At 52.7% G+C, this 19804-nt stretch carries 22 protein-coding genes; 3 read left to right on the top strand and 19 right to left on the bottom strand.

The genetic code is table 11. From position 1 onward, the window contains the following. Positions 1–85: 85 nt before the first annotated feature. Both HA51_RS16815 and HA51_RS27125 read right to left on the bottom strand, forming a co-directional pair. Entirely contained in the window at positions 86–1252 is a 1167-nt protein-coding gene (locus tag HA51_RS16815) for an MFS transporter (RefSeq protein ID WP_084935759.1), read from the bottom strand. Then, entirely contained in the window at positions 1249–1386 is a 138-nt protein-coding gene (locus tag HA51_RS27125; protein ID WP_158087378.1) for a hypothetical protein, read from the bottom strand. The genes HA51_RS16815 and HA51_RS27125 overlap by 4 nt, the downstream gene beginning before the upstream one ends. Positions 1387–1499: 113 nt before the next feature. On the opposite strand from HA51_RS27125, the gene HA51_RS16810 reads away from it, so the two are divergent. Further along, the gene (locus HA51_RS16810; RefSeq protein WP_084935758.1) at positions 1500–2390 is read left to right on the top strand and encodes a LysR family transcriptional regulator; all 891 of its coding nucleotides are present in this window, start codon (positions 1500–1502) and stop codon (positions 2388–2390) included. An 85-nt stretch (positions 2391–2475) separates the two neighbouring features. Next, entirely contained in the window at positions 2476–3333 is an 858-nt protein-coding gene (locus tag HA51_RS16805; RefSeq protein WP_084935757.1) for an NAD(P)-dependent oxidoreductase, read from the top strand. Here the strand turns inward: HA51_RS16805 and HA51_RS16800 are convergent. The 7 genes from HA51_RS16800 to HA51_RS16770 form a co-directional block, all read right to left on the bottom strand. Next, the gene (locus HA51_RS16800) at positions 3306–3890 is read right to left on the bottom strand and encodes a P-loop nucleotide/nucleoside kinase family protein (RefSeq protein WP_084935756.1); all 585 of its coding nucleotides are present in this window, start codon (positions 3888–3890) and stop codon (positions 3306–3308) included. The two genes, HA51_RS16805 and HA51_RS16800, sit on opposite strands and share 28 nt — an antisense overlap. Then, positions 3887–4324, bottom strand: coding sequence for a PTS sugar transporter subunit IIA (locus tag HA51_RS16795; RefSeq protein ID WP_084935755.1), 438 nt, complete (start codon positions 4322–4324; stop codon positions 3887–3889). Before HA51_RS16795 ends, HA51_RS16800 begins: the two co-directional genes overlap by 4 nt. A gap of 9 nt (positions 4325–4333) precedes the next feature. After that, positions 4334–4603, bottom strand: a complete 270-nt coding sequence (locus HA51_RS16790; RefSeq protein ID WP_084935754.1) for a hypothetical protein — start codon at positions 4601–4603, stop codon at positions 4334–4336. Positions 4604–4666: 63 nt separating this feature from the next. After that, positions 4667–5509, bottom strand: coding sequence for a class II fructose-bisphosphate aldolase (locus HA51_RS16785; RefSeq protein ID WP_084935753.1), 843 nt, complete (start codon positions 5507–5509; stop codon positions 4667–4669). Continuing rightward, on the bottom strand, positions 5496–6863 hold the full coding sequence (locus HA51_RS16780) for a PTS sugar transporter subunit IIC (protein ID WP_084935752.1): 1368 nt from the start codon (positions 6861–6863) through the stop codon (positions 5496–5498). The genes HA51_RS16785 and HA51_RS16780 overlap by 14 nt, the downstream gene beginning before the upstream one ends. Beyond that, entirely contained in the window at positions 6856–7170 is a 315-nt protein-coding gene (locus HA51_RS16775) for a PTS sugar transporter subunit IIB (RefSeq protein WP_039329129.1), read from the bottom strand. Before HA51_RS16775 ends, HA51_RS16780 begins: the two co-directional genes overlap by 8 nt. 10 nt (positions 7171–7180) lie before the next feature. Then, positions 7181–8161 (bottom strand): 6-phosphofructokinase, encoded by a 981-nt coding sequence (locus HA51_RS16770; RefSeq protein ID WP_084935751.1) that lies wholly within the window; start codon positions 8159–8161, stop codon positions 7181–7183. A gap of 436 nt (positions 8162–8597) precedes the next feature. On the opposite strand from HA51_RS16770, the gene dld reads away from it, so the two are divergent. Then, positions 8598–10292: a D-lactate dehydrogenase gene (gene dld / locus HA51_RS16765; RefSeq protein ID WP_084935750.1), complete on the top strand. Its 1695-nt coding sequence runs from the start codon at positions 8598–8600 to the stop codon at positions 10290–10292. Positions 10293–11263: 971 nt separating this feature from the next. Here dld and HA51_RS16755 read toward each other — a convergent pair. The 10 genes from HA51_RS16755 to HA51_RS16715 form a co-directional block, all read right to left on the bottom strand. Further along, positions 11264–11848 (bottom strand): YceI family protein, encoded by a 585-nt coding sequence (locus HA51_RS16755; RefSeq protein WP_084935749.1) that lies wholly within the window; start codon positions 11846–11848, stop codon positions 11264–11266. A 136-nt stretch (positions 11849–11984) separates the two neighbouring features. After that, positions 11985–12914, bottom strand: a complete 930-nt coding sequence (locus HA51_RS27560) for a hypothetical protein (RefSeq protein ID WP_245840232.1) — start codon at positions 12912–12914, stop codon at positions 11985–11987. Next, positions 12832–14310 carry a pyrroloquinoline quinone biosynthesis protein PqqF gene (gene pqqF, locus HA51_RS27555; protein ID WP_245840231.1) on the bottom strand — a complete coding sequence of 493 codons (1479 nt, stop codon included), beginning with the start codon at positions 14308–14310 and terminating at the stop codon, positions 12832–12834. Before pqqF ends, HA51_RS27560 begins: the two co-directional genes overlap by 83 nt. Continuing rightward, a complete protein-coding gene (gene pqqE, locus HA51_RS16745; protein WP_084935748.1) occupies positions 14310–15449 on the bottom strand; it encodes a pyrroloquinoline quinone biosynthesis protein PqqE in 1140 nt (379 codons plus the stop codon). Before pqqE ends, pqqF begins: the two co-directional genes overlap by 1 nt. Further along, entirely contained in the window at positions 15436–15714 is a 279-nt protein-coding gene (pqqD, locus tag HA51_RS16740; RefSeq protein WP_084935747.1) for a pyrroloquinoline quinone biosynthesis peptide chaperone PqqD, read from the bottom strand. Before pqqD ends, pqqE begins: the two co-directional genes overlap by 14 nt. A gap of 4 nt (positions 15715–15718) precedes the next feature. Further along, positions 15719–16474, bottom strand: a complete 756-nt coding sequence (pqqC, locus tag HA51_RS16735) for a pyrroloquinoline-quinone synthase PqqC (protein ID WP_084935746.1) — start codon at positions 16472–16474, stop codon at positions 15719–15721. Further along, positions 16471–17397, bottom strand: coding sequence for a pyrroloquinoline quinone biosynthesis protein PqqB (gene pqqB / locus HA51_RS16730; RefSeq protein ID WP_084935745.1), 927 nt, complete (start codon positions 17395–17397; stop codon positions 16471–16473). Before pqqB ends, pqqC begins: the two co-directional genes overlap by 4 nt. Before the next feature lie 56 nt (positions 17398–17453). Then, complete coding sequence (gene pqqA / locus HA51_RS16725; RefSeq protein WP_010617686.1) at positions 17454–17525, bottom strand: pyrroloquinoline quinone precursor peptide PqqA; 72 nt, start codon at positions 17523–17525, stop codon at positions 17454–17456. Positions 17526–17674: 149 nt separating this feature from the next. Beyond that, on the bottom strand, positions 17675–18700 hold the full coding sequence (locus HA51_RS16720) for a dipeptidase (RefSeq protein WP_084935744.1): 1026 nt from the start codon (positions 18698–18700) through the stop codon (positions 17675–17677). A gap of 78 nt (positions 18701–18778) precedes the next feature. After that, the gene (locus HA51_RS16715) at positions 18779–19711 is read right to left on the bottom strand and encodes an ABC transporter substrate-binding protein (RefSeq protein ID WP_084935743.1); all 933 of its coding nucleotides are present in this window, start codon (positions 19709–19711) and stop codon (positions 18779–18781) included. Positions 19712–19804: the final 93 nt, after the last annotated feature.

Here is a 19804-nt window from a genome sequence, read left to right as displayed (position 1 = left end):
TAGTTGATGCGCAATAAACATGAAGAACATCGCTAAAGTGTGGTCAACACTGACCAACATGCCTTGCCAAATCATGCGGTTACTATCACGTCTGGGGATTAAAGCTGGCCCGCCCGGCGCGCTTTCTGCCAAGCCATATCACCCACAACGCCACCGCCAGCAGGAGAAAGCATACTGGCGCAAACAGGCTGACACCGAGGCTTTGCAACAGCATCCCGCCGATCATACCTCCACCCGCAATCGCCAAATTCCAGACGGTGACCAGCATTGACTGCGCCACGTCAACCGCCTTCCCTGCATGATCGACCATCGCGGTCTGAAATAATGTCGGCACCCCGCCAAATGCCAGCCCCCACATCACCACCGCCAGCCATATCGCGGCGGGCTGGGTTGGCAAGAGTTGTAGCAGCAGCACCGATGCCATAAATAATACAATGCTTATTAGCATCATGAGATGCAGGTGGCGATCGACCCATATTCCGGTGATAAATATGCTGAACAACGAACTGATACCGAAGAAGAGTAGCGCAGAATCTGCGCGCTCTCCCAACCCGGCAGGCTGTAACAAGGGCACGATATAGGTGTAGAGAATGTTGTGCGCCAGCACGAAACAGAGCACCAGCACTAACACACGCCCAACTCCTGGCAGCATGAGCACTCGGCGTAAGGATAAACGCTGTTGTGCAGATTGCCCCGGCTGCTCAGGAGCAGTCAGCCGCAATATCAGCATCAGTAATAATGACAAACCACTCAATGCAGCAAAACTCATGCGCCAGCCAATCAGATTTCCGACGAAGGTACCCAATGGAACCCCGATCGCCAGCGCCAGCGGTGTGCCAGCCATGGCAATCGCAATCGCTTTGCCCTTTTGCTGTGGGGCCATGGCAGCAGCGTAGCCCGCCAGCAGAGCCCACAACATACCCGCAGCAATCCCGGCTACCACACGTGCCAGCAGTATCAAGAGGTAATTATCGATTAGCGCCGTTGCGCCATTGGCGAGGGTAAATCCTGCCAGTGTACACAGCAACAGGCGGCGGCGCGGCATCGCCTGTAACAGCGACATCAGCGGTATTGCCGCAAGGAAAGAACCGAGCGCATACACTGACACGCTCTGACCTGCCGCCGAAACCGAGACCTGTAGATCTTGAGCCATCGGGACTAACAGTCCAGCAGGCAGGGCTTCAGTGACGATGGTGATAAACGCCGCTAGGCTGAGCGACAACAAGGGAAGAAGAGGTAAACGCGTGCTCATCGCGCCTCCTGTAACGCATACGGGCTCACTTGATCGCACACCCTTTCCGCCACCCTCCGTCCAGTCACCTCCATCCCCACCAAACGCTGTTCATCTAACGCCGTTTGCATCACCCGCTGAATGATTTTCTGCATTGTTATCGCTCCTGAGAAATTGTCCTTCTCAAGGTAGCTATTTCGCGATTGCGGAAAAAGTGGGGTACATTTCAGGACTAACCGGACATTGACTTCCGCAATGGTGAGACGTTATGGACAGCCTTAATGGTTTTATGGTGTTTGTGCAGGTCGCGGAAACGCGCAGTTTTGTTGCGGCAGGTCGACATCTTGGTGTCACCGCCTCAGCCGTCGGAAAGAGTATCGCCCGGCTGGAGGATAAGCTGGGGGTGCGGTTATTTCATCGCAGCACACGCAGCATCACATTAACGGCTGAAGGCATGCTGTTTCTGGAGCGCAGCAGGCGTATTCTTGCCGAAATTGAAGCCGCCGAGAGCGAGCTATCGCAGGCGGCGCAGCGTCCTACCGGAAGATTGAAATTGAGTTTGCCCATCGTTAGCTCATTGATTTTACCGGCTTTGGGCGATTTTATGGCGGCCTACCCTGATATTCAGCTCGACCTCGACTTCAGCGATCGCCTGGTGGACGTGATAGCCGAGGGGTATGACGCGGTGATGCGCGGCGGTCCGCCAACCGACTCCCGTCTGTCAGCGCGCAAACTCGGCTACGCATACTCCATTGCCGTAGCGTCACCCGACTATCTGGCTCGTCAGGGTACGCCACAGACTCCTGAAGCGTTACAACAGCATGCCTGTTTGCATTACCGCTTCAACACCACCGGCAAGCTTGAACGGTGGGTGCTGCGCGGTTATGAGGATGAGCATGAACTGGAATTGCCGGTTAGCATGGTGTGTAACAACATTGAGACTCGCGTCTGTTTTGCCCTGCGCGGTTTAGGTATCGCCATGCTGCCTGACTTCGCAGTACGTGAAGCACTGGCACAGGGCACGCTGTGTGAGGTCCTGAGTGATTACGCCTGCCATCGCAATGTGTTCCATCTGCTGTGGCCCGCCAGTAAACACCCCTCGCCTAAAGTCCGTGCGTTGATCGATTTTCTGAGCACACGCGTCTTTGCCGCTGACTAACAGTTGTATTTGCTTGCACTTCCCTGAGTACGCTATTGGCAAGGCGTTCCATACTGACAGTCTGATGATTTAAGGAGATGCCAGTATGAAAACCATCGCTATCGCCGCCCCTGGCGCCATGGGTGCGGCTGTGGGGGGCGTGCTCGAACAGCACGGTGCGCGCGTTATTGCGGCTTTAAGCCAACGTTCGGCTATATCGCAGCAGCGCGCGCAGGCAGCGAATATTGTGGATGTCGACGAGAAGACGCTTTGTGATGCCGATATTATCCTGTCCATTCTGCCACCAGAATCAGCGTTGAGTTGGGCGCAGCACATGGCCCCGCTGCTGCAATCCGCCCAGAAAAAACCGCTGTATGTGGATTGCAACGCCATCAGCCCGGAAACCCTAAAACAGGTTGCACGGGTTATTGAAAGCACCGGGGCGCCCTTTGCCGACGCCGCCATTATCGGCTTGCCACCGGGTGAACAGAATCCCGAGGGTCCACGCTTCTGGTTTTCGGGACCTCATGCAGCGCAGCTGGCCACATTGAGTGACTGGGGTTTGCGGGTGCGGGTGATGAATGCCGAAAATGGCGCTGCGTCTGCGCTGAAAATGGCCTACGCCGGGATCAATAAAGGCATCACGTTACTCACCTCGGCGATGTTGATTAATGCCAGTCGGGTCGGTGCGGCCGATGCGCTGCGTGAAGAGATGCAGGAGAGCCAACAGGCGCTGCTGCAAAGGATGGCGAAGGCCACGCCCGATATGTTGCCAAAAGCCTGGCGCTGGGCGGCAGAGATGGATGAGATTGCTTCACTGAATCAGGGCGAACTCGCCACCGATAGGCTGTATCAGGCACTGGGCGAAATCTGCCGCCAGCTGGCTGAAGATCGTCAGCACGATCAACAGTTCAGCACATTGCTGGCGGCCTTCTTTCAGCCTGAAGCGGATAAAGCGGGTTGAGCACTTACCGGCAAACGCAGTTGACGCTGCAACCATGCACAAGCGGCGGCTTCGTCAGGATCGCTGGCGTCCAGTTGTAATACCGGACCCAGCGCCATTGGCTGCGCCGTTTCTGCCAGTTTACGCAGTTCTGGCAGATACTCAGCACCCGGATGGCCCGGCATACGCTGCGTCAACCGTGACTGATAACGGGCTACCGCCTCGTCTGGGGTTATCGCCATCCACACTTCCAGCACCCGCGTAATGCCAGCCTGCTGCAATCCCTGCTGCAGTACCTCTTTGGGTTGGAAACCAAACCAGGCATCTATCAGATAAACACAGCGCGTGGGCGCCTGACCCACCACTTTCCAGATCGCCTGATAAGCAGCACATCCCAGCTGACGATTTCGCAAGCGGTCTACTGGCGCGAAACTGGCCATAAACGGCTCTTTCAGGCAGTCGAGCGTCAGCACAGGAAAACCAAACTGCTCTGCCAGTGCGCGAGTTAGCGTGCTCTTGCCCGAAGCCGGAATACCGTTAATCAGCACCGCGTACTTCTCTTCAGTGTGGGAAGTCATAAGATTTCTATTACCTCCGCAACACTGCTGGCTTTGCGTAACCGAACCAGCGTCTCTTCGTCCTCCAATAGCGAGACGATGGCACGAATGCCCTCTTCAATGTGAGCATTGCTGTCGCGCGCGCCAAACATGATCACGATGTCAGCTTTGTCACTGCCGTCAAAGGAAATCGGTTCGTCCAATACGATCATGCTGAAACAATCTTTCATTACCCCGGTTTCTGGGCGGGCATGAGGTATGGCAATCCCCTCTTCAAACACGTAATAGGCACCGTGCGTCAGTGTGTTGGCGATCACCGCCTCGGGATACGAGTCCTTAACGTATCCGCCGTCTACCAGCGGTTGCGCCGCCAGCGCAATGACTTCGCGCCAATCCGTGGCCGTGATCCCCACCTGAATCGCGTTCGCTTCTTGCAGCAGTCGCTTGATACTCATACTGCCTCCTTAAATCGATTTGCGGATGGTATTACGCAGCTCATCAATTTTAATGAACAGCGGATCAATTTCCTGACGAAAACGGCGACTCTTAGCAAAAATATTTAATGCACGATTATATTCCAACATCAATTGTTTTTGCGTATCGACGGCCTGCGGATTATTTGCGAGCTGTTGCTCCAGCTCGCTTATTTTTCCGCTAATCGTTTCAGCCTGAAGATCTATTTCTTGTGAATCCTGGCTCTTATTATCAGAGCCCTTTTTCAAGAATCCAAACATAGCGTCTCCTGCCCCGAATGGCGCCAGGGCACCTCAGGTTATTACGTCATGAGAGAGTCGTACTTAACGGAACAGTGAAATCTTTTCTACCAACACATTGGTAACGGCATCGTTAGCGGGCACCAGGAAGTTACGCACACTGTCGTTCACTTTGCCTTTTTCAAACGTCTGCTTGCAGTTTGCCACCCACTGCACATTCATTTCCGTGCCCACGTTCACTTTTTCAATCCCGCTGCGCACGGCCAGGCGCATATCTTCATCACTGACGCCTGTGCCACCGTGCAACACCAGTGGCGTCTTCGTCGCCTCAGTGATATCGGCCAGGCGCTGATGCTGAATGTGCGCTTTACCGGTGTACAAACCGTGTACCGTCCCGATGGAAATCGCCAGCATGTCCACGCCAGTTTCGTCGACGAAACGTTTGGCATCGTCTACGGTGGTGAAGGAAGCATCGTTCATTTCCACTTCTTTACCGTCTTCAGAGCCACCAATCGCCCCCAGTTCTGCCTCTACCGAGACAGCTAATGGACGCGCCATATCAATTACGCGGCGCGTGTTGGCAATATTCTCTTCAATCGATAAATGCGAGCCATCATACATAATTGAACTGAATCCCGCGTCGAGTGCAGTTTGAATCGCCTCTAAATCTGAACAGTGATCAAGATGCAAACAGGTCGGCACATTCCGGCTTTCCGATAATGAACGGATCGCATCCACTAATAATTTATGTCCCAGATATTTTGCGGTGCCGGTAGAGATTTGAATCATTAATGGACTATTGGTTTTTTCTGCTGCTTTAAAAAAGGCCGGTAGCATTTCCAGACAGTGCAAATTAAAGGAACCGACCGCTTTAAATTCACGTTGTTTAGCCACCTGTAACAGATCGGTAAAGTTATAAAGTTTCATGGAGTTTTTCCTCATGGGATTTAGTGGGTTTTCCGTTAACAAACCAGGCGATTAGGGTGATAAAGGCAATAAACAGTGCGACGAACAGCCAATTACCCTGGAACGCATGTCCCAATACCAGTCCGGTACTGATCACGTCAGAGTCACTGAAGGTCACGCCGGTGAAACCGTAGCTTTCCAGCATCGGCACTAGAATGGCCGGTAAGAAGGTAATGAACAGGCCGTGAACAAATCCGCCAATCATCGCGCCGCGACGTCCGCCCAGCGCATTACCAAATACGCCTGCAGTACCACCGGCAAAGAAGTTGGTCAGCAGCCCTGGCAGAATCATCGCCAGACCAAACATCGGGAATACCAGCATGCCGACAACAGAACCCAAGGTGGTGGCGAGGAAGCCCACAATTACCGCATTCGGGGCGTAGGGGAACATCACCGGACAGTCGAGCGCTGGTTTTGCATCTGGCACCAAGCGCATCGCAATGCCACGGAACGCTGGCACCAACTCGTTGAGCAATAAACGCACGCCGCTATACAGCACGAACACACCTGCCACGAATTGAATCGACTGCATAAAGGCATACATTAGATAGTTCATGCCGTTACTGTACTGGCCGATAAATTCTGGGCCTGCTGCTACTGCTGGGATCAGGTACATCGGGACCATCACCACCGCCATCGACAGATAGGTGTCCTGCAGGAACTTGAAGTTGTCTGGCAGCTTGAGATCTTCCGTTGAGCGCGAGCCTTTACCGACCACCTTCGCCACTGCCGCTGTCAGCAAGTAACCAATGGTGCAGAAGTGCCCCAGTGCAACATCATCGGAATCCGTGATACGGCGAACCACCGGTTGTGCCAGTGCTGGCATCACCACCGCCATAATGCCGCCAAAGATGCCGCCGGTAAGGATCAGAGGTAAACCTGTTAGCCCCGCTTTATAGCCAATCACCGCACCGATTGTCGCCATCCACAACAGCGCCTGCCCGGTCAGGAAGATGTATTTGAACGGTGTCAGACGCGCAATGATGATGTTGACGATGAAAATCACCAACAGCGTCAAAGCCACTTCTGAACCCAGCTCGCGGCTCGCTAACCCTGCAATGGCTGCCACATCAGTGATATAGCCTTTCATGCCAAAGCCGTGGGTGAAAATGGTGTTCAGGAAGGTCAACGCACTCACAATAATGTTGATACCTGCCATCATAATTAAGAAGCCCAGCAGAGTTTTAAAGGTGCCTTCCACCACCTTACCTGCCGATTTTTTCTGCAGTAACAGACCAATCAGGGCAATAAAGGCGATCAGAATGGATGCCTGCCCTAATAGATCTTTTACCAGGAAGTTGAACACACTATTCATGGTTGGCAACCTTTAAGTTACGTTCTTTCATAAATGCCACGATTTTTTCTTCAATTTCCGCTTTATCTGTCAGCCTATTGAGAATAATCACCCGCTTGATCTGTTCTGGGGTAGCATCAGCATTCAAGACGTCGGCAAACGCCTTTTGGGTTAGAATCATGTCGGATTTAAAAGCATTGGCTTCTGAAATTGTGGTGTGATCAATATCCGCTTCAATTTCGAGTTTCTTTAATACGGATTTGGCACTCATTTCGATAGCGAAACTAGAACCCAGACCACATCCACAGACACATAATATTTTCAGCATGGTGTTTTCCTCACAGAATATGCAGTTGTTTAGCGAGTTTGTAATGATGCCCTTCGGTATCAACCAGGCGTTTTTTCATGCTTATAAGATCAATCGGTATCGGTCGATGACTGCCATTAATAATCACCGCTTTATTGCGCATTCCCGACTGAATACAACGCGCGACTTCACTGGCCATAATGGTGCCCTGATAAATTTCTTCACAGGTTGGATCACCACTTCGCAAGCCGTAACCGATGATGGTTTTACGAATACGTACCCCAATCAGCGGTTCAATCTGTTTTATCAGCGTATCTATCGCCCCCTGAAAACCTGGCGAATACTCTCGGGTGTACCCTTCAGAGCAGAGGATGACGACACTGTTTTGCGCGGCCAACCGCTGGGTGATGCGCTCTGCCAGCTCCTGCGGCGGGATCTGACATTCTGGGATCAGCGCAAAATCAGCGTTGGATTTAATTGCCGACTGGAGTGTAAGTTCACCACAATAGCCGCCCAGCAATTCCACCATAAATACGCGACCGGTTAATGCACGCCCGGTATTTCTTAGCTTGGAGACTTCTTTTAATACTTGTTCGCAGGCAGTGGAGAAACCAATGGTATAGTCGCTGCCAAAAACGTCGTTATCGATGGTCATACCGACGCCAAAACAATTCACGCCGAACTCACTTAACGTGTGTAGAAATTGTAATGATCCGTCGCCACCCGCCATAACTAATACATCGATGCGCAGTGATTTAAGTTGTTTAGCAATCAACTCATATTCGGGTCGAATCAGTTTCCGCGTGGTGCGTCCTGATTGCATCACAGGAATTGACGTGATGGCGTAATCCACCAAATCACGCTGCGTTATTTCCTGATGGCGATTTTCTAACAAGCCTGGAATACCGCCATTAAATAACACCATATCCGCTTGTGTCATACGTGATATTTGAAACACAAAGTTATTTATTCCGGTTACATCGCCACCGCTGATCACCATGCCAATTCTCATTGTCATCACTCCCTATGCTGCGCGTCTGACACTCATTCTTCCGGTGAACGACTTTTCTATTTGCAATAGAGATCACACTTTTGCCATGAATTTAATAAGCGACAACGTTGACACAGGTATTTATTGGCTATTTTTTGTGATGTACATCACATCTGGTTTCTTTCAGTTAATTATAAAAAACCATATAAATCATTGAGTTATATTTATTTTATACCTCAAATCGTTGTTGTCCCTTTATCGCCATTCCCCCCTTAATTTCTTTCGATCTGAATTGTGATTACCCGCGCATTTTTATCGGTTCAGAGACTTTTTCCCACGATAGATAAAGGGATAATGATTCAGTGCGTTATTTCTGGATGAGTGCCGTGGAATGATTGACGTGGCGCCGTTCAGGCGCTCCAATAACGCGGTAAATAAATGACAAAGAAGAGAAAACATGACCACCTCGCAGGAGATGTTGCGTCAGCTCGCTGGCATAGTGGGCGACAAGCAGGTATTAACTGATGCCGATAATAAAGCTTGGTACACCAAAGGATTTCGTGTTGGACGCGGAGAGGCTTTGGCGGTGCTGCTGCCACAAACCTTGCCGCAGTTGTGGCAAACACTCGAAATATGTGTGGCACATAACGCCATTATTTTGATGCAGGCTTCGAATACCGGCGTGACGGGCGGTTCGACGCCCGATGGCAACGATTACGATCGTGAAGTGGTGATCATCAGTACCCGGCAGCTTAAAGGTGTGCACGTCATCGACCAGGCACGCCAGGTCATCGCCTTCCCTGGCACCACTTTGACCGAACTGGAGCAGACGCTACAACCGCTGGGCCGTGAGCCGCATTCGGTGATCGGTTCCAGCTGTATTGGCGCTTCGGTGGTTGGGGGTATCTGTAATAATTCTGGCGGTTCGCTGATTCGTCGAGGTCCCGCGTTTACCGAGAAATCACTGTTTGCGCGCATTCACGACGACGGGCGCTTAGAGATGGTCAATCATCTTGGCATTGATTTGGGTGACTCACCGGAAGCCATGCTTAAAAATCTTACCGAGCAACAGTATCAAACCGGTGAGCATGTCGATTGGCAGGGAAAAATTTGGGCTGATGATTATGCTGACCGACTGCGTGACATCACGGCTGACTCCCCTTCGCGCTTTAACGGCGATCTGCGTTATCTCCATGACAGCTCCGGCAGCGCAGGCAAGGTAGTGGTCTTCGCGGTACGCTTGCCGACCTTTGAAGCCAGTGCCGGTAGCGACACTTTCTATATTGGCACCCATGATGAACGTGAGTTGGTGGCGCTGCGCCGTTTTCTGCTTAGCCAGATGAGCGAGTTACCTTTACAGGCTGAATATATCCATCGCAATGCCTTTGATCTGACAGTGCGTTACGCCAAACATATGTATTTGGCGATTCGCAAACTCGGGCCGCAGGCGATCCCCAAAATGATGGCCAACAAAGCGAAATGGGATGTACGTGTCAGCCATGTGCCTTTCCTGCCTCGCAATTTTGTTGATCGGACGCTGCAATTCTTTAACCAGCTAAGCCCCAGCTTTGTCGCACCGCGCATCATGGATTACCGCAGCGAGTACGAACATCATTTGATGATTAAAGTCGATGTGCAGCAGACCGGTGAGTTGCAAAGCTTATTGCAGCAATTTTTTGCTGAACACAACGGTGGTTTTTTCCATTGCAATGCTCGCGAAGCCGCTGATGCTTTTCTGGTCCGTTTTGGCGTGGGTGGTTGTACCATCTCCTATTGCGATGCGTTGGGGTATAACCCAAATGAGCGTCTGGTCGCCTTTGATGTCGCGCTTCGCCGTAATGATGATGTTTGGCGTCTGGTGCTTCCCGCAGATTTGGCTGCGCAAGTGCAGGTCGATTCTTGCTGTGGGCATTTCTTCTGCTATGTGAACCATCAGGATTATGTGCTGAAGGAAGGCGTTGATGCGAAGGCGTTTAAGGAAGCCGTGAAAGTTTATCTGGAGCAGCGCGGGGCGAAATATCCCGCTGAGCATAACGTGGGGCATCTGTATCAGGCGTCGTGCGAGCATGTGGAACACTGGAAGCAGTTGGACCCGACGAACAGTTGCAATCCCGGCGTGGGCAAGACCAGCAAGAAGAAGTATTGGGCTTAACGACTGACGTCGGTCGCTGTGAGGGCGTGATGCCGGATGTGAGTTAAGACCTTGCTTGGATGAGGCTGCCATTTTTTCAAAGATGGCGGTCTTTTCTTGTGCACGTTCTAGTGCGGGCCCCAGCACCTCTGCTGCTGCCGGGCCGTTCAGGTAAGGCTACCATTTCTTTTTGCGCGATTGAGCATGTTGGTGCGGGCCGCAGCACCTCTGCTGCTGCCGGGCCGTCCTCGCGCCGCTGCGCGGTGCCTTCGGCTGCAACGTCGTGCCGGACGGACCGTTCGGGTAAGGCATCCAGGCCAACCCGAACTGCCTGTCGCATCCATGCGACAGGCTCCTGGCACAACGTCTCCGCCTCAGCGCTGCGAATAGCCCTTGCAGCATCAGAGGCGCTGTGGCCTCAAACACTGTGCCCTTTGTGGCAGTAAAAGCGCTATCGTCTGAATCATCGCGTCCTTTGTAGCAGTAAAAACGCTATCGCCTGAGCCATCTCGCCCTTTGTAGCATTCAAAACGCTATCGTCTGAGTCATCGCGTCCTTTGTAGCAGTAAAAGCGCTATCGCCTGAGCCATCGCGCCCTTTCCAACAGCGTAAACGGAGATTCGCAAGCAGGCTGGGGCCGCTCTGGGGATGGCATTTCGCAGCGCTGAACGGAATGAGGAAGCCAGGAGAGCCAGCATGGATGCTGGCGAAAGGTGCAGCCGGGACAGGGAAAGTCCCGTCTGCGCCGGTCCGTCAGGCTGACGAGTGAAGTGAAGGTACCGCGTCAGCGGCGCGAGGACCGCCAGCCCCAGAGCGGCACCAGACTGCGTTATTACCTGCACCACCAGTCCATGAGCGGCGCCAGACTGCGTTATTACCTGCACCACCAGTCCATGAGCGGCGCCAGACCAGGTTATCAGCCCCTAAGCGCTGAACCTACGGTTACTGGGTGCAGTTTTATAGGAGATACATTGATGCGCGACATTTAAAACCTATTTCGCGTAAGCCTCAGTCGAAATCGTCAGTGTCACGTCGTCACTGACGGCGGGTACAAACTTATCCAGCTTGAAATCCGAACGCTTAATCACCCCGGTCGCATCAAAACCAATCGCCTGTTTTTTAACCATCGGGTGCATACCCTGTTGATTCAATGTGGCATGCAGGGTGACAGGTTTAGTGATGCCTTTCAGCGTCAGGTTTCCTTCTACATCAAATTTGTTATCACCCTTCGCGACCACTTTGGTGCTATGGAACACAGCTGAAGGATATTTCGCTGTGTCAAAGTACTCAGCACCGAGAAACTCTTGGGTTAGTTTTGGTACATGGCTATCAATCTGGGTGATCGGCAGCGTGACATCAACACGTGATTGTTCTGGGTGATCCTTATCAAAGACGATTGAACCTTTGCTGCTTGGGATATCCGCGGTGGGATGAGAAAAACCAAAATGCGTCCAGGTCACGATCACTGAGGTGTGAGCTGGGTCGAGGTCATAATGCATAGCTGCAGCCTGTGAAGCAGGCGCATACAGAGCGGCAGCAGTCAGTAATGGCAGTACCAAGCGGGTAACGTTTTTCACTCAGAGTTCCTTTTAGAACGGGATAATCTCTTGAGTGTGGCGAATTAGTTGGCTGAGGAATAGTGAAGAGATTTGCGCGTGACTTTCAAATATATTCAAAAATATCAATGAGTCATGATTACGCTTAGTGAAAGTTTCACGACTTTTCTATCGCAACAACGATCCGCCAGCGGCGGCGCTCACGCAGTAGTCTGGTATGAAGCTGCTGAATGCTGGTCAGAGTCAAGGAAGCAACTGCATTACGATTGAGATTCGGCAGCCCTTGTTGCTGACGCAATCCCTGCGTCGCCGCCTCGGCGTTGTCTTTGGGTTCGCATTGTTCGAGCAAGGTCATCTGCCACGCCGCAAGGGTTTGTGGCGTGACCGAAGCCACTTCTGCAACCATCTCTCGCATAAAGCGTTTGCAGTGCCCTAGCAAAACTCGCCAAGGGATTTGCGGCGACTGCAGTGCCAGTAGCAGCCCATCAACATCGGCAACCCGCTGATACCGTGCTGAAACCACATAACCAATTTGTTGATCAACGCGCAACCGCTGGAAAAATCGCGGCTCAAGCAATAACGACAGTGCGCGCAGTGCCGCTAAATTGATGTCATCTGCCTGTGGCAACGGAATAAACAACAGCAGCGCCCGATCGCTCCCTTGGCAGCTAACAGACGTGATGCCGTGTTGTAGCCGAGGCGGTTGAGCGTGGGTGGCCAAACCTGGCGAAAAGTCACTTAACAGATACTCCACTCGCTGATGTAACGGAGTCTGGTCACCGCACCAAGCGGCCAACCAGTCACCATCAGCAACGGGAGCAATGAACTGGGTAGGCAGCGCAGCCAGTAATTGACGAATCACGATGGTTTGAGCAGAAGCCACGGGGTTGAGTTGGCCCTCATCATGCAAAGCCTTCAGCGCCGAATGCACCGTCATTAATGCTGATGTATCACTTACAGGAAGGTTAAGCACCAGTTGCCAGATACCCTGCTTCTGTTGCCAACTACCACTGCCACCCGCATGGCGCAATGCTGCCAACACTGGACGCAGCCGTGCCTGAATCGCCTGCGCATGTTGATCGCTCAAGGTGTGATAAAAACGCCGGGCGCAACAGTAAGGTTTCAACGTGCTGGAGTGCTGAAAAACGTGGCAACGCCATCGCAACAGGTGGCAAAGAAGGCAAATCAACAGATTGCGACAGGGGATAGAAACTGAAAGCCGCCGTTGTCTGGGAGGCTAAGCATTGCGGAATCCCGTTTTTACGTAACAGCGTGAATCCTTGCGTCTCGACGCGTTCTGCATTGAGTAGCTGCTGCTGTGTCAACAAACGCGAGCACGGAACCTGTACTAATCCCGCCACAAACTCCTTGAAATGTGCTGGCACAGACTCTGCTGGCGCAAAGCCCAGCGCGCGGCCGCGCAGTTGTTCCAGCGGGGCCAGTCGTGCAAAGTCTTGCCGTGCCAACTGCGCATAATGCTGTTGTTGAACCGCATTAGATGCCCCTATGGCTTTCAAATGCTGCCAGAAGAGATCTTCAATGCGGCGGGCTTGTTCGGCACTGATTTTCGCTGCGCTGAAACGCAGTGCGAGCCAGCCGTGCTGCGCATCCTGCCACAGCCATTGCCCATGCAGCGTATCGCACAATCCAGCCTCTCGCAGCACTGCCAGCAAGCTTCCAGGTGCTTCATCCAGCCAAAACACACTCAGCAGCGTGACATTGTCACGAAGTAATGACGCATCCCCGGTTAACCTCAGTGAGATCCAAAAACTCTCATCACCCGGCAACTGCAATTGCACGTCGTCTACGAACGAGGTGGGAAATACAGGAGCGGCTAAATCCTTGGAGGGTTCAGGCGAGATAAAACGCTCAGCAATTTGCGCCAACTCATCGAGCGATTGCGGGCCTTGTAGCCACAGCTCAATGCCATTCGCACGATAATAGCGATGATGAAAATGACGCAGTGCCGCCTGCAGTAAAGTGACATTGTCACCAAAAGCAGCGGCATTACCCACCCGGAAACGCTGAAAAGGTTCACCCAACGTATCCACTAAGGCCGCTTCACTTAGCGTATCCGCATGGTGTCGCAGTAATTGAAACTCCGCATCGATTACCGCCACTTCCTGCATGATCGCCTGCTGGCTGAGCAGCGGAGCAGTGATCATGTCGCTCAAGCGCTGCACACCTCCCGCTAACGCCTTCGCCGGCAGTTGGAAAAAGAAGGCACTGGTGCTGAGCTGGGTCGTAGCATTGACTTGCCCGCCTTGCTGCTGCACCCACGGCATTAAGCGATCGTGCTCTTTGAAACGCTCGCTGCCACAAAACAGCAGATGCTCCAGCAAATGCGCCAGACCCGGCCAGCGATCTGGCTCGTCCAGGCTCCCCGCGCGGACGCGGACCAGCGCCGCGGCGTCTCGTGCATCAGGCTGATGATACAAATGGCAGTGTATTCCGTTAGCCAACACAAGACGGCGCGAGGTCATCAAGTCACCCGCTGTTTGAAGATCAGTTCAGAGTTGGTGCGATTACGGAACTGTAGCTGTTCAATTTTGATATCGCTGCAGGTCGCTTCACGTCGCGCTTCCAGGATTTTACCGTGATGCTCGGATTTACTGCAGACGGGATCGGTATTGTCCGCATTCCCTGTCAGCATAAAGGCCTGGCAGCGGCAGCCGCCGAAATCCTTCTCTTTTTCATCGCAAGAACGGCACGGCTCTGGCATCCAGTCATAGCCGCGATAGCGGTTAAAACCAAAGGAGTTGTACCAGATATCCTCCAGGCTATGCTCCAGCACGGATGGGAACGCGATCGGCAGCTGACGTGCACTGTGGCATGGCAGCGCATTGCCTTCTGGCGTCACACTCAGGAAGATTGAACCCCAACCGCCCATGCAGGGCTTTGGACGCTCTTCATAATAATCGGGCGTAACAAACAGCAGATTGGCGAGGTTGCCGCTTTCACTCATGCGCTCGCGATATTGCGCCACCACGGCTTCTGCATTGGCTATCTGTTCCCGCGTCGGCAGTAAGCCCTTGCGATTCACATGCGCCCAGCCATAAAACTGACAGGTCGCCAGCTCAACGTCGTCAGCTTCCAGCTCGATACACAGATCGATAATTTTATCGATCTGGTCGATATTGTGGCGATGCAGGACGAAATTAAGCACCATCGGGTAGCCATGGGCTTTGACCGCTTTTGCCATTTCAAGCTTCTGTTGGAAGGCTTTTTTCGAACCGGCAAGCGCAGCGTTCAGCGTCTCGTCGCTGGCCTGGAAGCTAATTTGAATATGATCGAGCCCTGCGTCCGCAAAAGCATCCAGTTTCTTCGCCGTCAGACCAATACCAGAGGTGATCAGGTTGGTATAGAAACCAAGATCGCGTGCTGCGCGAATCAACTCTGGCAGATCTTTACGAGTCAGAGGTTCGCCGCCAGAAAAGCCCAACTGCACACTGCCCATCGCGCGCGCCTGGCGGAAAACGTCGATCCACTGTTCCGTGGTCAGCTCTTTCTCTTGCTGAGCGAAGTCGAGCGGATTTGAACAGTACGGACACTGCAGCGGACAGCGATAAGTTAATTCAGCCAGCAGCCACAGCGGTGCCGTGGTGGTTTTATTCGGGTTCACGACATTGGATCCATTTCTGTTCAATAGCAGATTGCAGGAACTCTTTCACGTCATCATCCACGCCACCCGCTTCTGGAAAACGGTTGTTGAGGATGGTGATGATGGCGGCCACATCTTGCTTGCCGGTCACCAGTTCCAAAATCGCCGTGGCCGTTTCATTCAGCTTCGCCATGCCTTCAGGATAAAGCACAACATGGCTCTCTTGTGCCGGTTCCCACTGCATACGATAACCACGGCGAAAAGCAGGAATGAGATTATCTTTCATGATGTTATACCAATCTTGTACTGTGCCAGGATACCTGATCGGTAACCGTGTGGTAAGGCGGACGCTGCAAAGTGTAGGCCATGGTCATGGCATCCAGCAGGGTCCAGAGAATATCGAGTTTAAACTGCAGAATCTCCAGCATCCGATTCTGCTGTTCAGCAGTGGTAAACACTTCCAGCGCCAGCGCCAGGCCGTGCTCAACATCGCGATTTGCCTGGCTCAAGCGGCTGCGGAAATAGAAGTAGCCCTCTTCCTTGATCCACGGATAGTGTTGCGGCCAACTATCAAGGCGTGACTGGTGAATCTGCGGTGCAAACAGTTCGGTTAAAGAGCTGCATGCGGCTTCCTGCCAGTTAGCGCGACGCGCAAAATTCACGTAGGCATCCACGGCAAAACGCACGCCAGGCAGCACCAGTTTTTCTGACAACAGCACCTCGCGGTCCAATCCTACCGCTTCTCCCAGCTGCAACCAGGCTTCGATGCCCCCTTCCTGACCGTTGCTGCCGTCGTGGTCAAGAATACGCTGTACCCATTTGCGACGCGTAGCTGGGTCAGGGCAATTTGCCATGATGGCCGCATCTTTCAACGGAATATTGGTCTGGTAATAAAAACGGTTCGCAACCCATCCCTGAATCTGTTCACGGGTCGCTTCACCCTTGTGCATGGCGATGTGGTAAGGATGATGAATATGATAAAACGCGCCTTTGGCACGCAGCGCCTGCTCGAACTCTTGCGGCGATAAGGCTTCGGTAATGATCACGATGCGTTCTCCTGCAACTGAATCGCCATACCGTCCCAGCTCACTTCTATGCCCTGCTGCATCAAATACTGACGCTGCGGCGACTGTTCATTGAGAATCGGATTGGTGTTGTTAATGTGAATCAAGATTTTTCGTTTTGCCGGCAGCGATGCCAGCAAAGCCATCAAACCATGCTCTTCTGCCAGGGCCAGATGCCCCATCGCTTTGCCGGTGTTTTTACCGACACCGGTCGCTAATAATTCGTCGTCCTGCCAGACGGTGCCGTCAATCAGCAGACAATCGGCTTTTTGGAGCCAAGGCATGATCACTGCATCAGGCTCACCTAAGCCTGGCGCATACAACAGCGTTTGCCCGTTCGCCGTGTTCTCAATAAACAGCGCCACGTTATGGCCCGGCAAGGGCCGGTCGCGGTACGGCGAATAAGGTGGCGCATTGCTGAGGATCGGGATGGCAGTAAACTGCAAGTCACGGCACACATCCACGCGGAAAGGCGCTAATGGTGTCAACGCATGATGTTGTAGCCCGCCATTCCAGTGCTGCAACATGGTAAAAATCGGGAAGCCGCTGGTGAGGTCGGCGTGGACCTCTGGTGTGCACCACACTTGATGTGGGCAACCTTCACGTAGGCTGAGTAAACCCGTGGTGTGATCGATCTGGCTGTCGGTCAGAATAATGCTGCCAATTGCCGTGCCGCGCAGCACTCCTTTCTTGATCAGCTCTGGCGTATGAGCAATCTGCTGGCTGATGTCAGGGGAAGCGTTACATAAAACCCAATCTTCGCCATTGTCACTGACAATAATGGAGGATTGCGTGCGCGCTTGTGCCTGGATCGTGCCATTTCGCAGGCCACTGCAATTGGTGCAGTTACAGTTCCACTGCGGAAAGCCGCCACCGGCCGCTGAACCGAGAACTTTAATAAACATGTGAGATAACCAGAAAGTAAAAATAAAATGCCCGCGCGAATGGCGGGCAGAAAGTCTTAGCGGTTGGAGATGTACAGAGTCACTTCCAGGCCCAGACGCAGGTCAACAAACTCAGGTTTTTTCCACATAATATTCTTCCTCTAAACATAAAACGCAGAGCAGGCTCTGCTGGAAATGCTTGCCCAGGGAACGAATTCCCTGACTGCAAGGCACGACGCGGGCTGATGTTGCGCCAATGTAGCAGGCATATCAACCCTGATTCGGTAAGGGAATTGTGCTAATCCTGCCAAATTTGTTGCAGGACTCGCTGCCAATTCCCCCAAGTTATCTGCTCAATCACAGACTGATCATAGCCGAGCGATGCGAGCATCACACACAGCCGAGGTAGCCCGGACACATCTTTCAATTCATCTGGCACGCTGATGCCATCAAAGTCCGAACCAAATGCTACATTTTCGACACCCATTATTTCAATTAAATGTTCCAAATGTTTAACAATTTCGATCAACGGCGTATCGCTGTCGCGCTTACCATCCGCGCGTAAAAAAGCGTTACCAAAATTCACACCTACAATTCCGCCGCTATGACGAATAGCGCGCAGTTGATCGTCGGTGAGATTGCGAGGCTGGGCGCAGAGGACATGTGCGTTAGAGTGACTGGCGACCAGCGGCGCGTTTGAAAGGCGGGCTGTGTCCCAAAAAGCCTTTTCATTCATGTGGGAAACGTCAATCATCATGCAATGATGGTTAGCGGCGACGATGAGTTTTTTACCTGCATCAGTCAGGCCTGCTCCCGTATCTGGAGAGTGAGGAAAACTGCCTTTCACCCCTTCGCCAAAGATGTTGGGCAAGTTCCAGAAGGGGCCAATGCTACGAACGCCTGCCTGATAAAAGGCCGCCAGGGCTTCGCCTTCGGCATCAAATCCATCGGCACCTTCAATGTGCGCCACCATGGCTAACACACCATCACGACGGCAAGCTGCGATATCACTGGCTGACAGGCACAAACGCGCCCGCCCCTCAGACTCTGCCACCAGCGCTTTAAGAATATCGAGCTGTTGCCAGAGGATATCCAAAGGTTTCCACTGCTCATGTGCGCGCTGGGGTGCCACTTCATTGATGTAAGGCTGTGGGGGGACAAACATCGCAAATAGTCCGCCGGCGAAACCACCCTGCTGCATGCGCGGATAATCGAGGTGCCCTTTCTCAATCCCCGCGAAAAAAGCTTCCGCTGGCGCATCACGATGATGCAGCCACAGGTTGAGTAACAGGTCGTTATGACCATCGAAGGTTTTGAATAACATAGACGATTCAGATAAAGACAACATGGGCACTATGCTACGCGCGCCCTGTGGTTAATCCAAACATTGGGGCACAAAGCGTTACTTCTGCGCCACATTCAGGCCTTGGTAAAAGGTGGGTTTCACATCGAGATGCTGCTGAATCAGCCCCTTTTTTTGATAAAAGTCGGCCGTTTCTTGCTGTTGTCCAATCGTAGCATCATCAATGCTTTGCCAGTGGGACTGGCGACGTGAGAAGGATTTCGCCGCCGCTTCTTTCGGAAAACCGATAATCTTCGCCAGCGTGGTGGAGTATTCATCCACATGGCTGTTCGCCCAGCGATCGGCGGCAGCTAATCGATTAACGTAATCCTGAAGCGCAGCACGCTTGCCCGCATCGTTGAGCGCTGCATCCGTTGCCGCGAGGAAACTGTTGCCACTGGAAAGCCCCACGCCATTGACTAAAACACGTCCGGTGTGTGTCACTTCTGCCAATGCGGTATAAGGATCCCAGGTTGACCACGCGTCTACTGAACCGTTTGCCAGTGCAATACGCGCATCCGCCGGCGTCAGGAAGCGCCACTTCACCTCTTTGTCACTGATACCGGCTTTTTCCAGTGCTTTCAGCGCCTCAAAGTGACCGATAGAGCCACGTCCAGTTGCGATATTTTTCCCTTTAAGGTCGGCCACAGTGGTGATCGGTGAATCAGGGCTGACCAGCACCGCCAGGCCTTCGGGGGTGGATTTACTCACCGCCACGGCTTTCACCTGAGAACCGGCTGCCAGTGAAAACAGCAGTGGCGCATCCCCGATAATACCGGCATCGACCGCCCCCGCATTCAGAGCTTCAGCAAGCGGGGCCGCAGCTGGGAACTCTGCCCATTCGATTTTATAGTTGAGGTTGTTTAACTGCTGTGCCGCCTCCATTTCGGCGTGCATATTTCCTTTTTGATCGGCAATACGCAGTGTGATGGTTTCAGCGGCACTGACACCGCTTGCTGACAGAATCAAAATAGCTAAAGCTGCTCTTTTCATTGTGATTTCTCTTCTCGCGCAAAAACCCCAGACTACCTTGTAGCGATCAAAGTCCAGATGCTGATTTCATCTGAGAAATGCCGTTCCATGCAT

Origin of the sequence: Pantoea rwandensis, assembly GCF_002095475.1 — a bacterium.
Taxonomy (GTDB): Bacteria; Pseudomonadota; Gammaproteobacteria; order Enterobacterales; family Enterobacteriaceae; genus Pantoea; species Pantoea rwandensis.
This window is presented reverse-complemented; position numbering and strand designations above follow the sequence as displayed.